Genomic DNA, 18168 nt, shown 5'->3' on the forward strand with positions numbered 1-18168 from the left:
CCATGGCCCAGATCGTCGGGGGAGGACCGCCCACCAACGAGTCCGAGCGGCTCGTGATCGCACACCTCCGGGACAGTGCTCCTGACAACTGGGTCGTCCTCCACAATGTCGAGATCCCCGCCCACGGCACCTCATACGAGGTCGACCTCATCGTCGTCACCGAACAGAGCGTCGCGGTCGTCGATGTCAAAGGCACGCGCGGGCGCATCCATGTCGCCGGTTCGCGGTGGCACCCCGAAGGACGCGCCTCGTTCCACTCCCCGGTGCGCAAACTCCGGGGCCACGCCCGCGCCCTCAAGGGCCTGTTCCGCGATGTCGTCGGCGGCGACCGCGTCTACGTCGACCACCTCGTCGTGCTCACCGCGACCGACGCCCGCCTCCTCGACCCCAACCGCAACACCGACGCCGACGCGATCGACGTCACCGACCTCGACGGTCTCATCGCCGCGCTGCAATCGGCCTCCCGCCTCCGCCCGGGCATGCTGCGGGACATCACCGGCCTGCACGTCGGAATCCTCTATTCCCTTCACGGAGGAGTCGAAATGCCGAAAGGACCGCGCCGATTCGGGACCTGGGAGGTGACCGAGCGCCTCGGCGGCGACGACGAGGCCACCGAGTACCGGGCCCGCCACGCTACCGTCCCCACGGGAGAGACGGTGCTGCTGCGGGTCCTGGGCGCCGACCCGTATGGGCCGCCCGAAAAGCGGGATCAGCGCCGGTTCGAGGTCACCAACGCTTACCGGCTCCTCGCCGCCATGCCGCGCCACGAATGCGTCGTGATGGCCCGCGAATGCTTCCAGACCGAAGACGAGAACGGCATCGTGCTCGTCCTCGAAGACGTCCCCGGCCGGACTCTCACTGCGGTCCTCGACGACCCGGTCGTCTCGCTCGGTGAGGACGCGCGGCTCGCCATCGTCCGTGACCTCCTTCGCGCGCTCGCCCACGCGCACGCCAACAGCGTGATCCACCGCGCGCTCACGCCTGACGCCGTCCTCGTCCGCGACACCGGCGGCGCGATGCTCACCGGTTTCGACTACGCGCGCCCCACCGTCCCGCGGGACAAGACCGTCCGCATTGCTCTTGCCGATCACATGGACCACCGGTACACCGCCCCCGAATGCCAGGGGCAGGTGCAGGCGGCCACCAAAGCCTCCGACGTCTATGCCGCCGGGGTCATCGCTTACCGCCTCCTCACCGGCGAACTGCCCTTCGAGACGGCCACCGACCAGCGCCGTCTCACCGCCGGGCTCCCAGATCTGCCGTTCGAGCAGTCGGGTGTCTCCCCGGGGCTCGCGAGCCTGGTCAAGCGCCTGTGCGGGACCTCGGCAGCGAGCCGGCCGACCGCCGCAGAAGCGCTCCGTACCCTCGAACGCCTCACGCGCGCAGGCAAACCGGCGTCCCGTGCGCCGGAGCAATCCGGCGGCACCGACTATCGGAACCTCACTGCCGGACACCAGCTCACCGGGAAGTTCACCGTCATCGACCGGCTCGGAGACGGCTCGTTCAGCGTCGTCTACCGGGTCTTCGATAGCCTCGCGCGGACCGAGCGGGCCGTGAAGATCATTGACCGCGATAGCGAGTCTGCGGTCGACCGGCTCAGCACCGAGTACCGGATCCTGCTGGACATGGCACCGCACCCCGCGATCGTCAAGGTGATCGGCGCCGACTTCCTTCCCGGCACCGCTACCCCGTACCTGGAACTCGAATACCTCGACGGCAAGACCGCCGAGGAGCTCGCCCGCTCCGGAGAACTCAACCCCGCCGATGTCGTCGGCCTCGGCATCGAGGCCGCGGGAGGGCTCGTCCACCTCCACGGGCAGGGCGTCTACCACCTCGACATTAAGCCGGACAACCTGTTCCGGACCGAAGCCGGGTGCAAGATCATCGACCTCAATGTGGCCGTCACCGCCGACTCCACGCTCTCCAAGACCGGCGGGACCGCGCGGTTCGTCCCGCCCGACTGGGGCCAGCACGGCTCGGTGGCCGCCCCCGACCTCGCCGACCGGGACGTCTATGCGCTCGGCCTCACCCTCTACAAGGTCCTGACCGGGCGATTCCCGTTCGATTCCGCGGCGCACGCCCGTGGCACCGAGCCCGCCGACCCGCGGCATCTCGACGGGCTCGGGGACCTCTCCGAAGCCTTCACCAAGGTACTGCTCAAAGCCGTCGCCCCCGGCCGATCCGACCGCTACCGCAGTGCCGAGGCCTTCCGTGACGCCCTCACCGCGGTCCGCACCGAGATCTGGCGTCGCACCGAGCCGACCGCAGCGGCCCACCTGCCGGCCCGGTTCGGCAACGGACGAAACCCGTTCGTCGACTATTTGCAGACTCTGTACAGCCAGAGCCCCCGCAGCAACGCGGGAACCCGCGCCGGGCAGCAGAGCCCTTTCGACCTCTACGTCCCGACAGCCCTCGACGAAGTCCTCGTCGCCGACGTTCTCGACGGCAAGTTCCGGCTGGTCGTCATCACCGGCAACGCCGGGGATGGCAAGACCGAGTTCCTCGAACGCCTCATCCGCACCGCTGCCCTTGAAGCCGGAACTGAGCCCGTCCGCCACGGCAGCGGTGCCGGAACCGATGCGAACGGGCTGCGCCTGCTTACCAACTACGACGGCAGCCAGGACGATGGCGAGAAGGCCAACGACGAGGTGCTCCTGGAGTTCTTCGCGCCCTTCGAAGGCGCCGACCTTGCCGGGAGTGCGGGCGAGACTAGGCTCATCGCCATCAACGAAGGCCGGATGGTCGACCTCCTCGAAACCCACGGCGACCGCTTCCCCGCGCTCCGTGCGGCGATCGCGGCGGGCCTGCGCGGCGAAGGCGCGGACGACCGCATTGCGGTCGTGAACCTCAACCGCCGCAGCCTGGTCACCGATACCGACACGCCAGGGGACGCGGTCTTCACGAAGATGGTCGCGGCCATGACTGACTCGGACCGGTGGGAGGCGTGCGGCGGTTGCGCGCTCGCCGACAGCTGCTACGCCCGGCATAACGCGAAGACCCTCGGGCATCCCGGTATCGGCGCGAAGGTCGCCGTGCGCCTGCGGCGGCTCTACAGGATCACCGAACTGCGAGGCGTCCGCCACCTGACCATGCGGGACGTGCAGTCCGCCCTCGCCTACACGGTCACCTCCGGTCGTGACTGCGACGACATCCACGCAGTATACGGCGAGAACAAGACCGATGCGATCCTCGACGGCCTCTACTTCAACAGCTGGATCGGGCCCGGCGACGGCAAGGACAAGCTCCTGGCGCTGCTGCGCGAAGTCGACGTCGCGGCGACCCCCGACCCCGGCCTGGACCGGCGGCTCGACTTCGTCGGCCCCGACGCCGGACGGGCGCTCATGGACGTGGACGGGCGCGGCGGACTCGACCTCGCCATGCTCCGTTCCGGATTCGAGCGGTTGTCGCGTGACGGCGACCCGGATGACGACGCCAGGACCCTGCACCGGCGCTACCTCGCCGGCGCCAAGCGCCGCTTCTATTTCGAATGCCTCGACGACGAACGCTCCAAAGCGATGCTGCCCTACCGCACCAGCGACGAGTTCGCGAACTTGCTCTCCGGCATCCTCGACCCGGACGAGCAACTCTGCGAACTCGTCGACGCCTTGAACCGAAGCGAAGGACTCTCGCAAGGTTGGCTCGCGGGCGGTGCGCTGGCGCTGCGCATCCGCGACGTCCCGCACGGGACCAGCCGCGGCTACCAGACCTTCGACGCGGCTGGGCTGCGGCTGCGACCCGAGGACTTCCACACCTCGCCGTATCTCGAAGGCGGCCCGAGGGAACTGGTGCTCACTTACGACCTCGGGTCCGGCCGCCGCGCGCCGGAACTGCGGATCAGGCTCGACCTCTTCGAACTCCTGCGCAGGCTCGGTCGGGGCTACCTGCCCGGCGTCGCCGACCAGCAGGGCCTCAACCTGGGGCTCCAGATCTTCAAGAACGAACTCGCAGCCGCGCCGTACCAGGAGGTACTGCTCACTTCGGACGGCCGACGCGTGCACAGGGTGCGGCGCACCGACGACCGGCGGCTGGTCATGACCCTGGTCGAATCCGAGGAGGCCGTTCGATGACGCTGAGCAAGGACCACCGGGAGTTCGCCTACAGCGGGGTGAGCCACCTCGACTACAAACAAGTGGACATGGACCGGGTGCTCACCGGGCTCCTGCCGCTGCTGCGCTGGGACGGGCAGGCCTCGCGGCGGCGGTCCGACCCGAACTTCACCGTCGACACGTTCGTCGACGCGATGCTCGCCCACCCCGACCTGTTCGAGGGATTCGACCGCGACACCGCCTACCGGTGGGCCGAGACACACCTTCTCGACCTGGTCAACCGCGGTACCCCCCGTCAGGCGGTCGCTGGGCCGAGACCGCTGCACGGCTTCACCTACCTGTTCCGTGTGGCCAAGCACTCCCGCGCTTACGGTGCGGACGAGCAGCTTTACTGGATGATGCGCGGCGCTCCCGGCGGCCCTCAGACCCTCGAATGGCTCAAGCGGTACCTGTTCGCCGGCATCGAACGCAGCACCGACCTCCTCGTGCCAGCCGGCGGCGAGGAGATCGACGTCGAGACCCAGGCCCTGATCAACCTCTGGCTGGCCGACGGTGACGAGGTCGCGGACAGGCCGGTCAAAGAGGACGGACGCAGGGTATACGCGCCGTACGACCCGCACGCCGCCGAGCTTCTGGTCGAGGACCTGGGCGGCCTGCTCTACCACAAGGACCGCATGCCGAGGTCGGTTATGATCGACCATCTGAAGATCCTGTTCGCGTTCCACCTCTCCCGCTACCACCTGCTGTTGCTCAAGTCGGTGCCGGCCAAGCTGTCCGGTGCAGATTCGGCGCCCGGCGGCTTCTTCCTGGACGTCGAGAGCGCCCCGGGCGATACGGCGCGGCTGGCCGAGCGCAGCGCCAGGACCTGGTACGACCGGATCCCCGACTTCGTCCGCGGTGTCTTCGAACTGCGGAAGCTCGAGGAGTTCACCCAGATCCCGGCCGGAGCGAATCGGGTCCGCAGCAAGCCTGGGCACGGCTTGTCCGCGAACGAGCTGCTCGTCCTCCGCGCCAAGACTCACAAGACCGCTTTGGAGGCGTTCGGCCATTCGAGACTGATCAGCCTTCAGGAGGATCTCAAGGACGCCGAACCCGATCCGGAGCTGACCGATCTCTTCGACCTCGGCCTCGACCCGTTCACCACGTATGTAGAGGCGATCAGCGCACTCCGGGTCTCATTCCACCGCAAGTACATTGTGCAGGCTCTTGACAGCCTCATGCTGAAGCGGCGGCCGGGTGCGATGATCGCGCAGCCGCACCGAGGTGTGCGACGCTTCGTCCTCGACAGCGGCCTGCTCGAAGTCCTCCTCCAAGTGACCCTGCTTCGGGAGACTCCAGGCGGCAGGGGGCGCAGCACCCAGCCCATGCGCATCGACGATTTCCTTGACGTCCTCAAGGAACGCTATGGGCTCCACATCGACACCCTCCCGCCCGGCGACGGTTTCGACCGGGCCGGCGTGGACGACCAGGCGGCCCTGCGGGCCAACCGCGAAGCGCTCGTCGACCGCCTCCGCCAGATTGGGTACTACCGCGACCTGTCGGATGCTTACCTAACACAGACCATCACCCCTCGTTACAGCGTCGACACCGAAGGATCCCAGGTATGACCAGAGGGCTCGCCGAAGTCACTGAAGCCGACGTCGACGCCGAACTGGGAACCGTCCTGCACGGCCGACTCGCCACGCTGCTGGCCCGACGCGGCGTCGGGCACTGCATGAAGGTGACCGACCTGCACACCTCCCTGGCGGTGAGTCTGTGCGGGAGCCTGCGCAGCGCCGCTCCGGAAGCCCAGATCTGGGTGCTCGGGGCGGCTCCCGAGATACCGGCCGAAGTCGCCGCCTCCAGCACCAAACTCGTGGAGCTCCGCAACCCGGGCCCCGACGGTCGACTCAGGCCGCCGCTGCTCGCCTTCATTCCCCCTGGCGCCCGCGCCAGCGCCGAAGACTCGTTCGGGTCGGCCACCTTCGAAGAGGTGTCGCCGACAGGCGCCCACGCAGAACTCGCCAAGCGGCTGCGAGGATCGCTCCCGCAACCGCTCCGCGAGCACGTCGACGAATTGTTCCGCACACTCGACACCGAAGCGGCTCCACGGGAGCTGGAGCTGCCGGGGGAACTTGAGCGGGTCCGCTACCTGCTCGCTCTGAAACGCAACGAGTTTGACCCCGAAGCCGCAGGAGCGGCGGTGTTCGAGCTCGGCCTCATCCCCGACTTCGAGCTGTTCGCCGAACCCGAGCACCTTGCCACGAAGGCTGCCCGCAACATCCAGCAGATGGTCCAGCTCTACAGCGGCGAGAAGCCGCCCCGCCAGCGGGTCACGGCTCTGCGGCTGACCGACGGCGCTTTCCGCAGGCGACTGGCTGGATTTCTCGTCAACCATGGGCACGAACGCCCCGCCTCCTGGGCCCGGCGCATCGCGACTGACCAAACCAACTGGGACCTTTCGCTCCACCGCTGGCCGCTGCCGCGGGACGGCGGCGGCACCACGGTGCGGATCGACGTGGAGGACCCGGAGCTGCCGGTCGCAGGGGTACGCGGTGATCACAGCAGACACAAGATCTTGGGGGCCATCGCCGGGCAGCCCTACCTCAACGTCTCCGCGGCGGCGAAGCTGGCGGTGCGGTTTGAGATCGACCCCCACCCACGGGATATCCCAGGGCTTGCCAGGTTCAGCGTCGAGCTCGTCGCCGAGGATGGCGATGGCGCCGTCGTCCGCAAGATCGCGAAGGTTGAGGCGAGCCGGAGCAAGACGCGCACCTCCACGTTCACCAATCTCAAGAAGGCGAAGCTGGAGCCAGGCTGGTATTTCGTTCGAGTGCGGCCGCTCTCCCGCGACGGGGTCCCGCTTCCGTTCGAGAAGCCGGCCGTCGAAGGGGCGTTGGCGCTCAACGAGAGCGGCCGGTTCTATATCGTCGACGACTCGACTCTGGACGAGGAGCCCGAGCGGCCCGAGGTCCGTAAGGCGAACGGTGTCGTCGAAGAGTTGACCCGACTTCGCTTCGAGTCCGCGGCCGAGGGACGCGACTGGCGGCGCTTGTCGTGTGCCGACGCGCACTGGACAGGAGCCGGGACCGTCGAGGCCTCGTTCGGGCCCGGAGGACGGGCCCGTATCAGCGTGTCGCCCTCGCTTGCGCAGGCCGAACTCGCCGCGACCGGTGAGCCGGGACGGTTGGGGCAGTGGCGGCTCTTCCTGAACGAGAACGCGAAACCCGAACTGCGAGAGCCGATCAGAGAAGTCCCGATCGGTTCTGATGAAGCTTCCCTGCGGTACCTTGAAGCTCGCGCCGCTGTAGCCGCCGCTATCAGAGGCGAAACCGGCATGATCGCCGCGGGACGCGATATCGGCGAGTTGCGGGACGAGGTGGTCGAGTACGCCGAGGCGTACACGGCGTTGCTGGCGGACCGGCTCCGTCGCGCGGAGCGCTCCGAACTGGGCGGTCCCGACCGGTTGGCGCTCGGCGACCTCCTGCGCATCGATACGGTCGCCGTGGTCCGATCAGACGGCTCCAGTAACGAGTCCGAATCGGCGGTCGAGATGATTCTCGCCTCCCCGATTCACCCGCTCCGCCTGCTGTGGACGATCGCTTGGGAGGCACTGGGTCGGGCTTGGCTGGAGGGCGCCGAATCGGCAGAGGATGCCGAATCCGCGCTGGTCGACTTCGGCGCGTTGCGGGCCTTGACGCCGGTCGGATTCCCGCTGGCCGTCCCAGGACCCGACGGCAGGCTCTACATAGCCTCCGGCGTCCTCGACTCCGATTGGCAAGCCATGACTTGCTCGGAGACTGCCGACGCGGGAGCGGTGATCGACGAATCCCGAGGGCTTCTCGGTCTGTCGGGCCATGGGAATCCCGGCGGCGGCCTCGACCCCCGGGCCCTGGCCGACCGCTTCGAACGCTACGTCCGCATGCACCCGTACGTTCGCACGCTGGTCATCGCCGCGGTGAACCCGGGGAGGGCCGAAGCGCTCACGTCGGCCCTGGTCGAGTTGGACCGTCGGCAGGCGGATGCCGATCTGCGATACGAGGTGCGGCTCTACACCGCCGATCCCGAGGAGGTCGAGGCTGGTGAATCGCTGTCGAACCTGCTCCGGGGCGAACGGGGGGTGGCAGGAGACGCCGAGACGTTCAGCACGCCGACCGGGGACGGCACTCCGAAACTCGCCGTCTCCATCGACCCTCTGGAGAAGTTCAGCGCCGTAGCCGAACACGGCACCGCACACCTTTGCCTGCTGTTCGACGTGTTCTCCGGGGAGCGGTTCACGATCGTCCCCGGCGTCGATCCTGCTCCCGCCCCGGTCTACGGCCTGGTACAGGACATGAAGATCGACTTCGGTGAGGATCGCGCGACCGCCACGGCGACCTGGACCAAACGCCCCCGCCACGGACAGGCGCCGATCGTCCCGGGCGCACCGGAGGTCTCCGACCTGCTTTCGAACCTGCCCGCGATGCTGGCGAACGCGGCGTCCGCGGTCGCCACCGGCCAGTCCGGTCTGAACCGGGTTCCCCAGATCAGCCTCACACTGGGACCCGCCGACGGTGCTCTACTGCACCAGGCTCACCGCTGCGCGGACTGGGTCATCACCGTGGACCGGACCTTGGGCGCCGAGTATTTCGACGCCCCGAGCGGTTCCGGCCGAACCGAATATGTCATCGACGCTGTCGAAGACCCCCGCGGGCTCTCCCCTCGGATCACGGTCAGTTCCGGTTCAGTGGACGAGTTGCGGGCCATGCTGGAGCCAACCGCCGACCAGCACGGACTGCGGATCGACCGGCGGCATGCTGCTACTTTCTTCGACCAGCTCAGGCTGCTGTCAGGCAGACTGGCGTTCAAGACCGCCTCGATCTCGGCTGCCCAGCGCACCGAGGCGATCGGTCTGGCGATGGCGAGAATGTACCTCGAATACGAACGCGCGCTTCGAGGGCAGATCCTGGTCCCGCTGGACGCGCACCTGGAGCTCTTCCGCGGCACGGGACGAAAGATCGACCGTGTCGGCGAATCCACCCGCCTTCACCGGACCGACCTTGCGCTCTTCGAGCTCAACGCCCAGGACCGCCTCATCACTTGCCGGCTCGTCGAGGTCAAGTGCACCGGCTCGACCGACAGGGCTGGTGCTGCGGCCTTGCGTGACGAGATGCGCCGCCAGATCGACAACAGCGAACACGCGCTGACGGTGAGATATGACCCGAGCATTCCTCGCGAGGATCGAGCGGTGCGCAACGCCGAGCTTGCGTCGACGCTGCGGTTCTACCTCCGCAGGGCGCATCGGCACGGGAGCGTGTCCGACGAGGCCGCACTGGAAGCCGAATGGATGCTTGACCGGCTCGACTGGATCGACTTCCGCCTGAAGTTCACCCGGACCGGGCTGATCTTCGACCTCGACGGGACGGATTCCGAGCGCGTCGTCGAGGACGGGATCGACTTCCACCGGGTCGGTCGCGGGCTCATCGATGAACTGCTCGGCGCGTTGGAGACCGATCCCCGCCTGCGAACAGGAGCCCTCTCTGACAGTTCCGCGCCGAGCTTGGCCGACATCGAGTCCACGACACTGCCGCGATTGGGCGAAGCCTCGTTCAAGAGCGCTGACCGCCACCACCTGATCCCCGAACTGATCGCTCCGACCGACCTGGAAGAGGATCTCGATTACACGGCTTCAGAACGCACCGGCGAAACGACCACGGCACCGCTCGATCCGAATCCGCAGGCCGATCGGCAGCCGCAGCACGACGTGAAGGATCCGCTTTTCGACCCGAAGGCCAAACCTGACGGCGAGGCCTACGTACCCGACATCTTCCTTGGAAGCACGCGTCCCTCGCCGCAGTACGGGGTCATCGGTGAAGTCGACGGTCGCAAGGTGGCACTGGACCTGAACGAGACGCATACGATCAGCCTCTTCGGTGTACAGGGGTCGGGCAAGAGCTACACGCTCGGCACGGTGATCGAGGCCGCCACAATACCGGCCCCGGGTGTAGGCAGCCTGCCTAGCCCGTTGGCGACCATCGTCTTCCATTACAGTCAGACCGGCGACTACGCGCCCGAGTTCACGGCCATGATTGAACCCAACGGGGACGCCGCGCAGATCGAGTGGCTCCGCGAGCGCTACGGTGCTCAGCCGACCTCGCTGGCCGATGTCGTGCTTCTGGTCCCTGAAGACCAACTCGGAAAGCGATCCATGGAGTTCAGCGGCATCGAAGTCCGTCCGCTGAAATTCGCCGCAGGTGAGTTGCGTGCCTCCCACTGGAAATTCCTGATGGGCGCGGTCGGCAACCAGTCGACGTATATCCGGGAGTTCGGCCGGATCCTCAAAGCGAACCGGCGCGCCATGACGCTCGACGCCATCCGCTCCGGCGTCGACGCTTCGTCAATGCGGGATCATTACAAGGATCTGGCGCGGCAGCGGCTTGAAATGGCGGCCGACTTCATCGACGACACCACGCATATCGGTGACCTAGTCGCACCCGGGAGAATGATCATTGTCGACCTGCGTGATGAAATGATCGAGACCGATGATGCGCTTGGGCTCTTCGTGGTCCTCATGGAGCTTTTCGCTGAAACGTCCGGCCCAGACGGGGATCACTTCAACAAGCTTGTCGTGTTCGATGAGGCGCACAAGTATCTTGACAGCCCTGATCTCATTCAAGGACTGGTCGGAAGCGTCCGCGAGATGCGCCATAAAGGCATGAGCGTCCTCGTGGCCAGCCAAGACCCGCCCTCGGTCCCAGTCGCCTTGATAGAGCTCTCGGACCACGTGATCCTTCACCGATTCAACTCCCCGGCATGGCTCAAGCACCTCCAGAAGGCCCACACATCGCTTACCGGGCTGACCGCGGCGGAATTGGCTAGCCTGCAGTCCGGAGACGCTTACGTTTGGGCGGGTAGAGCCACCGCGCCGGAGTTCACCAAGGCAGCTGTCAGGATTTCGCTTCGACCGCGCTTGACCCGCCATGGCGGTACGACCCGCACTGCCCTGTCATGAGGAGACGACTCCTTCGGCGCTCGTCGGTCACGGGCCCCAGGCGGTGAATGCCTCTAGCGTAGGGATCTGTCGGAATTCCTCCTGCCAGTCCTCGCCATTGGCGGGAGGGTGAAGGCGCCAGTCTTCTTGGGCCTCATCCCATTCCACTTCGAGGATGTACGCAGCATCAAGTTCTCCTTGAGTGATTGCGATCTCGACCAAGGCTCCGGCGTCACTGTAGAAGTGGACAATGTATCCGGATACGACAGGAACATCCTGAGGCTCTTGGTAGGGATCGTTCAGTGAGTTTTCAACGGCGGTTCGGAACGAATCTCTTGAAGGCCCCTCGGTCATCTGTTCGTCGATCGTCGCCAGACGCGTCTCGGGCGAAAACGGCGGTCCAGATCGGGCGCAGATATGGAACGCGGCGAGGATGGCGCCGCCCGGGGAGTGTGCGAACCCTGCGGCCGGCTGGCCTGCGGACCATTCAGCGGGGCCGGCGGCCTCGGAGTAGGGGTAGGCTCTTCCGCTGTCGTAAGTCCATTGCACGTCTGAAAGGTCCGGTACCGTCGGCGCCGTGGGCGATGCATCGGCGTGCTCGGTCTCGTCGGCCTGGAATGCCGTCGGGTCGTTCGAAGATGCTTCATCATCGCTGGGGTCTGTGGTGGCGAGCCACCAAGAAAAGGCAACTACGACGGCCAGGGCCAGCGTTGCAACAACGATCAGGCGTGAGGGGATACGCATGGTAGACATGCGACATATTCTGCACTAGGGATGCAATGCAGGGATCACCCGACTTGGGCCGAGCTCTTCGAGTCGATGTGGGCTCCGAACCCTTCGGCAGCGTCGATGGGTGCAGTCGCGAAGCGATTTGGAGCAACCAGAGTCAGCCTTGGCTATGTCTGCGACTGTAGGGCGGGACACGCCCCACCTGGGGTGTCCCGCTGGAGGAAAGTTCAGAGCTTGCCTGTTGTCGTGGCGCGGGTCAGGATGGATTCGGATTCTTGGCGCCAGCGGCGTTTGCGGCCGTTGGGGGTGCTCTTCCAGCCGGGGCGGGCTGCCATGCCGCAGATTCGGCCGTCTTCGTGGAGGAGGTCGGCGACCGGAGTCAGGCCCCCGGTTACGTTGACGACGCTGAGCACCGCGTGTTCTGAAGCCGTGGTGGGTTCGACGGCGAACCGGAAGCCGTCGATGTTGAAGGTGCCGAGGACGGTCTCGGGGAGCTCGGTCTTGAGAGGTATGGGCTGACCAGCGTGCCAGGCGGCGATGAGAGCGGCGACGTGTTTGCGTTGCTCGGTCTTCCAGACGTCGGTCTGCTCGTTCCAAGGCTCTTCCCACCGAACTTCACGCACGACTCCGCCAGCGTGGAGAGCGTAGCCGATTCGTACGGGCTTGCCGTGCCAGTTCAGCCAGACGGATGCGTACCCCGTCGTTTTGCGGGCCTTGAGCGTGAGTCGGTTCCCGGATGGAGTCTCCCATTCGCCGAGAATCTCGAAGACGGCCTTGGGATCATGGCCGTTGCTGGGTGTTGTCGCGTTCATTTACCGGTTCTCCCCCTCGGCGGTCGGTCTGTCGATCTGATGGGGCGTTGACTTGTCTCACCAGGTCGATGACACTTGACGCTACGTAGACCAGGGGTTTTGAAACACTGACTGGCGGTACGGGTTTGAGAGGTGCGGTGGGCGTTGAGACGTGAGACGCGGCCTTATGGGGGCGTCAGTGGATTCCTCCTGAAGGCGGCCCGCTGTTCGATCCCGGTTAGCCAAGAGAGCTTCTCGGAGACTGTGGGTGTTGACCCGACGACGGTCCAGAGTTGGGAATCCGGGCGTAGGCCCTTGGCTTCGGTCGCAGTAGCGCAGCTTCGGCAGATCAGTCAGCAGTTGCTGAAGCTCGGGGCAGATTCGGAACTGGCTGCGCTGCTTCCTGTGGCGGTCGAAGCGGATCTTGTCCTCACGGCTGTGGTCAGTCCTTGGGAGTCAGTCGACGTGGATCGCCATCCGCTTGCCGGCTGCGTCATGGATCTGCGCCTGACGGAGCTGCTTACTTGGGCGTTCTCTGGGTGGCCCCGACCTTCACCCGAAGGTTGCCGAGCCGTCGGCGGCGAGGTCCAACCCCGGCTGGTCCGGAGCTTGGTCGTGATGACCGGCGACAGATGGAGACGAACCTTCTCGAGCTCACGGAGTACCGCTCACGAGGGATCGAAGGGAATGTTCTTCTACGGCGGCAGGCATGCTTCCTTGCCGGACTTGCAGGTCTCGACGTATCGGTCTGTCTTCTCGAGCGTCTCGGTACCTCGTAGGAGGGGAACCGTGGTCGCCATCTTGGGCTGATGCGAGGTCGTTCGTGGTGTCGCGAGCCTACCGAGGTGATCCGCAGCCGCTTCGCGACTTCATCGCACGCGCCCATCCCAGCGAGGACTGCGAGATAGCGGCCCTGAACTACACGGCCTACTGGGTTGGCGATTTGCGGGATCGCGAAGGTGACGACGCCTTCATGGTGCGCAGCGACCGGCGATGGCACGGCACCCGCATGTACGTGCATCTCGTGGAACGCCTTCACGCTGACCACCCGTTGGTCGACCTCAATATTCACAATCTCTGGTTGCTCTTGCGCTCGCAGCGGGGGCTGTTGGTCGACGACCCGGATACGACGCGGATGCTCGCGGAGCATCTCGAGCCGCTCGCTGACAGCGGTCGAGTTTCTGATCTGTCGCGAGAAGAACTAGGCTCGATAGGCGAGGCTCTCGCCGGCCTCAGGAGTTGAGCTGGAGAGGCAAGCCATGACAGAACTGGCCGGAGCTGCCGGGTATCTACTCGAGGCTGGGCTTCTGAAGCGTGCTCGTCGCTCGGGCTGGTGGCTCGCCGGTATCAGGGACCCGGAGAGCATTGCCGAGCACTCCTGGCGAGCAGCTCTGACCGGGATGGTGCTCGCCAGTCTCGAAGGGGCGGATCCTGCGCGCACCGCGATGCTGTGCATCCTCCACGACACCCCGGAGACCCGGATCGGGGACATTCCGAAGATCGGCCACCATTACCTTGACGCGACCGATCCCGAGACGATCGTGGCCGACCAGACCGCGGAGTGTCCTGATCCGGTTGCGGGCACGATCCGGGATGCCATCGCCGAGTTCGAGGCAGGCGAGACTGCCGAAGCGCAGTGCGCGAAAGATGCTGACAAGCTCGAATGCCTCATCCAGGCCGTGGAGTACCGGCATCAGGGAGTCGCCACCGTTGGTCGCTGGATCGACAGCAGTCTGGCGGCGTTGAAGACCGATACCGCACGTGAACTTGCCCAGGAAGTGCTCGAAGCGAATCCGCTTGCTTGGGAGCAGGTTCGAGCACGGCCGTCTGGCTGAGATTTGAGTTTGCCTCAGGGAAGTTGCATTCTGGGTGATAGTGCTCAGTCCGGGGACTGAGGGGGCTGTATGGGTAGAGCACGGCGTCGCTACTGATACGGCCCGACAGGCATCCACTTCACCGGCGGGGCGCTCGAGCTCAACCTGCCGCTGTTGGAAGCGGAGCATACAGGTAGGGAATCTGCCTCTTCGCGAAGGTTACTGGCTTGGTTACCGACCACCTACGAATCTCGACATGCGAGCGGTGGCTCAGCGTGCGGGGCTTGTGACACCGCTAAGAAGATCGGCAGTGTGTCTCCGATTGACCGCCTCGCGGCCGTTCTGCGATCTCGATCCTGCGCCCCTTCCGGGCTGGGGCTTCCAGACTGGGGCTTCCAGATCCCCCCTTCCACGGATACTTCCCTGTCGCCAAGCCCAGTATCCAAGCGTTTCCGCAGGATGAGCGGCAGTTTAAGTCAGTCGTAGAAACCCTGAATATATACATATCCCCGTAAGGCGCTATAGGGGAAACTGCCCAGCGGCACCTTATGCCGGGCCTGAAGCCACGCCTGCGCGCCGAAGCGCCAACCGCAGCCACCTTGAGACCGGGGCCTCCCCGAGCTCGTCAAGGTTACTGATCCAGCGGGCTTCGGTGAGCTCAGGTGAGCAGGTGACACTGAGAGCTGGCAGTCAGAATGGTCAACGTGTCCCGCTTCGCCTCAAGGGGATGAGATATAGGTGGTGAGTTTCTGGTCGAGAACTGATGCTTGACTCTGCGTGATCACTGGGATAGGATTGTTGGTCGTCCAGGCTGCATCGCGATGTCGACGAGACACGCCTCTTGCATGACCGCATCTCGCTACCTTCTCTCAGGCTGCCTTGCCTTGGCTGTGCTCCGTCCTCCATCCGGAGCGGCGAGCGTGCCCGGAGGCGCCGATTTCCCGGTCGCTCGACAGGTGTGCGAACCGGGCATACGGTGGCAGTGGCACGTAAAATACCTGGTCAAGTGCGGTGGCTCCCGTGGTTACCGGAGAGCCCAGGGTTCGCGTCGTAGGGGAGCCTCGCGAAGAGATCGACATTGACTCGATCGCGGCAATCCTGGTCGATGCGGCCCTCCTGATCGCGGAAGACGAATCTGAGACGGCCAGACCTGCGTGCCAGACCGACGAGATCGATCGGAAGGCCGATGGAGCATGAGCGAAACGTCAAAGAAGAAGCGAGCGGTGCTGTACCTGCGGGTGTCCTCCCGGAGCCAAGTCGACACCGACTACGACCCCGAAGGGAATTCCATTCCCGCGCAGCGCAAGGCGTGCCTCCAGAAAGCCGAGGATCTCGGGTTCGAGGTGCTCGATGAATACCTTGAGCCGGGCAAATCGGGGATGACCGTTGACGGCCGGCCGAAGTTCCAGGAGATGATGGCGAGGGTCCGCAACTCCAAAGACGTGGACGCCATCATCGTCTACGCGCGCTCGCGCATGCACCGCGATACGACCGATGCGGCGATCACGCGGCGGGAGCTTCGGAAGCTCAGGGTGCAGCTCGTCTCGATCATGGACTACACCGAGGACAGCTACATCGGCGATTTGGTGGCCGCGATCCTCGATGGCGTGAACGAGTACCAGTCGCGCGCGTCCGGGGCGGACGTGGCCTACAAGTTGGCCGCGAAGGCATCCCGTGGCGGTATCCCGTGCCTCGCCCCGCTCGGGTACTTGAACGTGGGGGAGAAGGTCGACGGCCGCGAAGTTCGGACCATCGCGGTCGACCCCAAGCGGGCGCCGTTCGTCGCCATGATGTTCGAGCTCTACGCGACGGGGCGGTATGGATTCAAAGACCTCCAGCGGGCGGTTACTGAGGCGGGGCTTCGCACTCGTCCGAGGAAGGACGTGCCCAGCGGTCGGCCGGTCACGATCGAGACCATCGGGCGGCTGCTCCGCGACCGCAGGTATCTGGGCCGCGTCGTGTTCAAGGGCAAGGAATACGACGGCCGCCACGAACCGCTGATCACCCAGGAGCTGTTCGACAGGGTCCAGAGCGTGCTCGTGAACCAGCGCGGCGCAGGTACTCGCGAACGGGTCTACGACCATCCGTTGAAGGGGCTGCTGTGGTGCGCGAACTGTCGGACGCGGTTCTACCTCGACACCGTCAAGAACCGGCGGGGTCTTATGTACTCGTACTTCCTCTGCAGCGGTAGGGCGAACAAGCACTGTCAGTCTCCGAGGTTGCCGGTCGCGAAGATGGAGGCTGCTATTGCTGCGCACTATGCGACCTTGAACGTCCCGCCCTCGCTCGCGGGGGAACTGCGGGCGGCTGTCGACAAGGCGTTGCGGGAGAAGGGGCTGCTGACAGCGTCACTCAGGAAGAAGCTGGAGGCCGAGCATCGGCGACTGGTCGAGCAGCAGGACCAGCTCCTCGACCTCGTCGGCAATCCGGCCTGGCCGCAGGATCGGCTGGAGGCCAAGATGTGCCGCCTTCGCGATGAGCTGGGCTCGGTCGAGGAGCGGTTGAACGAAGTCGGGGACGTGAAGGTGGAACGGGCCGGCGAGGCGATCGGGATGCTGCTGGGCTTGCTGGACGATCCGAGGCGACTGCTGAAGGCGCTGCCGGAGGATTTCCACAAGCCGTTCCACAGGTCGTACTTCAAGCGGCTGCTTGTGTACGTCGATGAAGCGACCGGCGAGCCGAAGGTCAGCGCGGACGAGATTAGTTCGCCGTTCACGCCGCTGCTGCCTGAGCGGCGCGACCATTTGCGGCCTGAAACGTCGAAAACCGGGCCGCTCATTGCGACCCGGTTTTCGGATAATGCCGGTCTTGCAGGAGTGACAGGACTCGAACCTGCAACCCTCGGTTTTGGAGACCGATGCGCTACCAATTGCGCCACACTCCTTCACCAGCCCGTTGCCTGGCTGGCCGCAACTATCTTACGTGCTGCGGTCCGGCCGGTGCAAGCGGGTTGGCGGTGATGTAAGGGCAGGTCAGGAGGCCGGGACGACGGAGCCGTCGGCCCAGGTGTCGAGGATGAACTGCTTCACCTCGTCGGACTGGAGGAGCTCGGCGAGCTTCTGGACGTCCTCGTTGTCCTTGTTGGCCTCGGTGGTCACCAGGTAGTTGGCGTACGGGTTGCCGTCGGGCGACTCGCTGTAGAGGGCGTCCTCGGCGGGGCTGAGGTCGGCCTCGAGGGCGTAGTTGCCGTTGATGACCGCGGCGTCGACGTCCTCCAGGGAGAGGGCCAGCTGGGCCGCTTCGAGGGGGACGAACTCGATGTTCTTCGGGTTCTCGGCGATGTCGTCCTCGGTGGCGAGCGTCGCGTCGATGCCGTCGGCGAGGGTGATCAGGCCCGCGTCGGCGAGGAGGGCGAGCGCGCGGCCGCCGTTGGAGCCGTCGCCGGGGATGGCGACCTGGGCGCCGTCGGGGATCTCCTCGACCGAGGCCACGGAGGAGGAGTACAGGCCCAGCGGCTCGATGTGCACCGCCGCGACGGTGACCAGGTCGGTGCCGTTGGCGGCGTTGTACTCGTCCAGGTAGGGCTCGGTCTGGAAGAAGTTCGCGTCCACGGAGCCGTCCGAGGTCGCCACGTTCGGCTGCACGTAGTCGGTGAACTCCTCGACCTCGATCGTCAGGCCGGCGTCGTCGGCCAGGTTCTCGGCGATGAAGTTGAGGATGTCGGCGTGGGGGACCGGCGTCGCGGCGACGACGATGGTGCCGTTCGTCTCAGTGGCTTCGGATTCACCGGAGTCGTTGCCGCAGGCGGTCAGCGCCAGGGCGGCAGCGGCGGCGACGGAACTGCCGATCAGGGCACGGCGATTGAACATAGTCTTCTCCTAAAGGAAGGTGCGGGTTTA

At 65.7% G+C, this 18168-nt stretch carries 9 protein-coding genes, 1 tRNA gene and 1 pseudogene; 6 read left to right on the plus strand and 5 right to left on the minus strand.

From position 1 onward, the window contains the following. The first annotated feature begins 2 nt into the window (after nt 1–2). Genes mads6 through mads8 form a run of 3 tightly spaced genes read left to right on the plus strand, consistent with a single transcriptional unit; the run spans nt 3 to nt 11016 of the window. Complete coding sequence (mads6, locus tag BLS99_RS24520; RefSeq protein WP_091054373.1) at nt 3–4067, plus strand: methylation-associated defense system protein kinase MAD6; 4065 nt, start codon at nt 3–5, stop codon at nt 4065–4067. After that, nucleotides 4064–5653, plus strand: a complete 1590-nt coding sequence (gene mads7, locus BLS99_RS24525; protein WP_091054374.1) for a methylation-associated defense system protein MAD7 — start codon at nt 4064–4066, stop codon at nt 5651–5653. Before mads6 ends, mads7 begins: the two co-directional genes overlap by 4 nt. Then, a complete protein-coding gene (gene mads8 / locus BLS99_RS24530) occupies nt 5650–11016 on the plus strand; it encodes a methylation-associated defense system ATP-binding protein MAD8 (RefSeq protein WP_091054375.1) in 5367 nt (1788 codons plus the stop codon). Before mads7 ends, mads8 begins: the two co-directional genes overlap by 4 nt. A 27-nt stretch (nt 11017–11043) precedes the next feature. Here the strand turns inward: mads8 and BLS99_RS25890 are convergent, their stop codons facing one another. After that, the gene (locus BLS99_RS25890; RefSeq protein ID WP_143034944.1) at nt 11044–11748 is read right to left on the minus strand and encodes a DUF8175 domain-containg protein; all 705 of its coding nucleotides are present in this window, start codon (nt 11746–11748) and stop codon (nt 11044–11046) included. A gap of 203 nt (nt 11749–11951) precedes the next feature. Next, complete coding sequence (locus tag BLS99_RS24535; protein ID WP_143034945.1) at nt 11952–12536, minus strand: hypothetical protein; 585 nt, start codon at nt 12534–12536, stop codon at nt 11952–11954. Nucleotides 12537–13341: 805 nt separating this feature from the next. Between BLS99_RS24535 and BLS99_RS24540 the strand changes: the two genes are divergently transcribed. The 3 genes and pseudogenes from BLS99_RS24540 to BLS99_RS27835 form a co-directional block, all read left to right on the plus strand. Then, nucleotides 13342–13758 (plus strand): hypothetical protein, encoded by a 417-nt coding sequence (locus BLS99_RS24540; RefSeq protein WP_143034946.1) that lies wholly within the window; start codon nt 13342–13344, stop codon nt 13756–13758. 16 nt (nt 13759–13774) lie between these two features. Next, nucleotides 13775–14350, plus strand: a complete 576-nt coding sequence (locus BLS99_RS24545; protein ID WP_091054378.1) for an HD domain-containing protein — start codon at nt 13775–13777, stop codon at nt 14348–14350. A gap of 1172 nt (nt 14351–15522) precedes the next feature. Next, a pseudogene (locus tag BLS99_RS27835) lies at nt 15523–16578 on the plus strand (recombinase family protein); the annotation flags it as partial. A 99-nt stretch (nt 16579–16677) separates the two neighbouring features. On the opposite strand, the gene BLS99_RS24560 reads toward BLS99_RS27835, so the two are convergent. The 3 genes from BLS99_RS24560 to BLS99_RS24570 all read right to left on the minus strand — a co-directional run bounded on the left by BLS99_RS24560 (nt 16678) and on the right by BLS99_RS24570 (nt 18138). Continuing rightward, entirely contained in the window at nt 16678–17073 is a 396-nt protein-coding gene (locus tag BLS99_RS24560) for a hypothetical protein (RefSeq protein WP_143034947.1), read from the minus strand. A 67-nt stretch (nt 17074–17140) separates the two neighbouring features. Next, nucleotides 17141–17213: transfer RNA gene (locus BLS99_RS24565), tRNA-Trp, on the minus strand. An 88-nt stretch (nt 17214–17301) separates the two neighbouring features. Beyond that, nucleotides 17302–18138 carry a MetQ/NlpA family ABC transporter substrate-binding protein gene (locus BLS99_RS24570; protein ID WP_091054380.1) on the minus strand — a complete coding sequence of 279 codons (837 nt, stop codon included), beginning with the start codon at nt 18136–18138 and terminating at the stop codon, nt 17302–17304. Nucleotides 18139–18168 lie beyond the last annotated feature (30 nt).

Origin of the sequence: Glycomyces sambucus, from assembly GCF_900102815.1 — a bacterium.
GTDB classification, from domain to species: Bacteria; Actinomycetota; Actinomycetes; order Mycobacteriales; family Micromonosporaceae; genus Glycomyces; species Glycomyces sambucus.

Bases quoted from the DNA above. Each gene is read 5' to 3' on its own strand.
- mads7 (WP_091054374.1), top strand. From the start codon at position 4,064: ATGACGCTGAGCAAGGACCACCGGGAGTTCGCCTACAGCGGGGTGAGC.
- BLS99_RS24560 (WP_143034947.1), bottom strand. From the start codon at position 17,073: ATGGTCGCGCCGCTCAGGCAGCAGCGGCGTGAACGGCGAACTAATCTC.
- BLS99_RS24570 (WP_091054380.1), bottom strand. From the start codon at position 18,138: ATGTTCAATCGCCGTGCCCTGATCGGCAGTTCCGTCGCCGCCGCTGCC.
- BLS99_RS25890 (WP_143034944.1), bottom strand. From the start codon at position 11,748: ATGTCTACCATGCGTATCCCCTCACGCCTGATCGTTGTTGCAACGCTG.
- mads8 (WP_091054375.1), top strand. From the start codon at position 5,650: ATGACCAGAGGGCTCGCCGAAGTCACTGAAGCCGACGTCGACGCCGAA.
- mads6 (WP_091054373.1), top strand. From the start codon at position 3: ATGGCCCAGATCGTCGGGGGAGGACCGCCCACCAACGAGTCCGAGCGG.
- BLS99_RS24545 (WP_091054378.1), top strand. From the start codon at position 13,775: ATGACAGAACTGGCCGGAGCTGCCGGGTATCTACTCGAGGCTGGGCTT.
- BLS99_RS24535 (WP_143034945.1), bottom strand. From the start codon at position 12,536: ATGAACGCGACAACACCCAGCAACGGCCATGATCCCAAGGCCGTCTTC.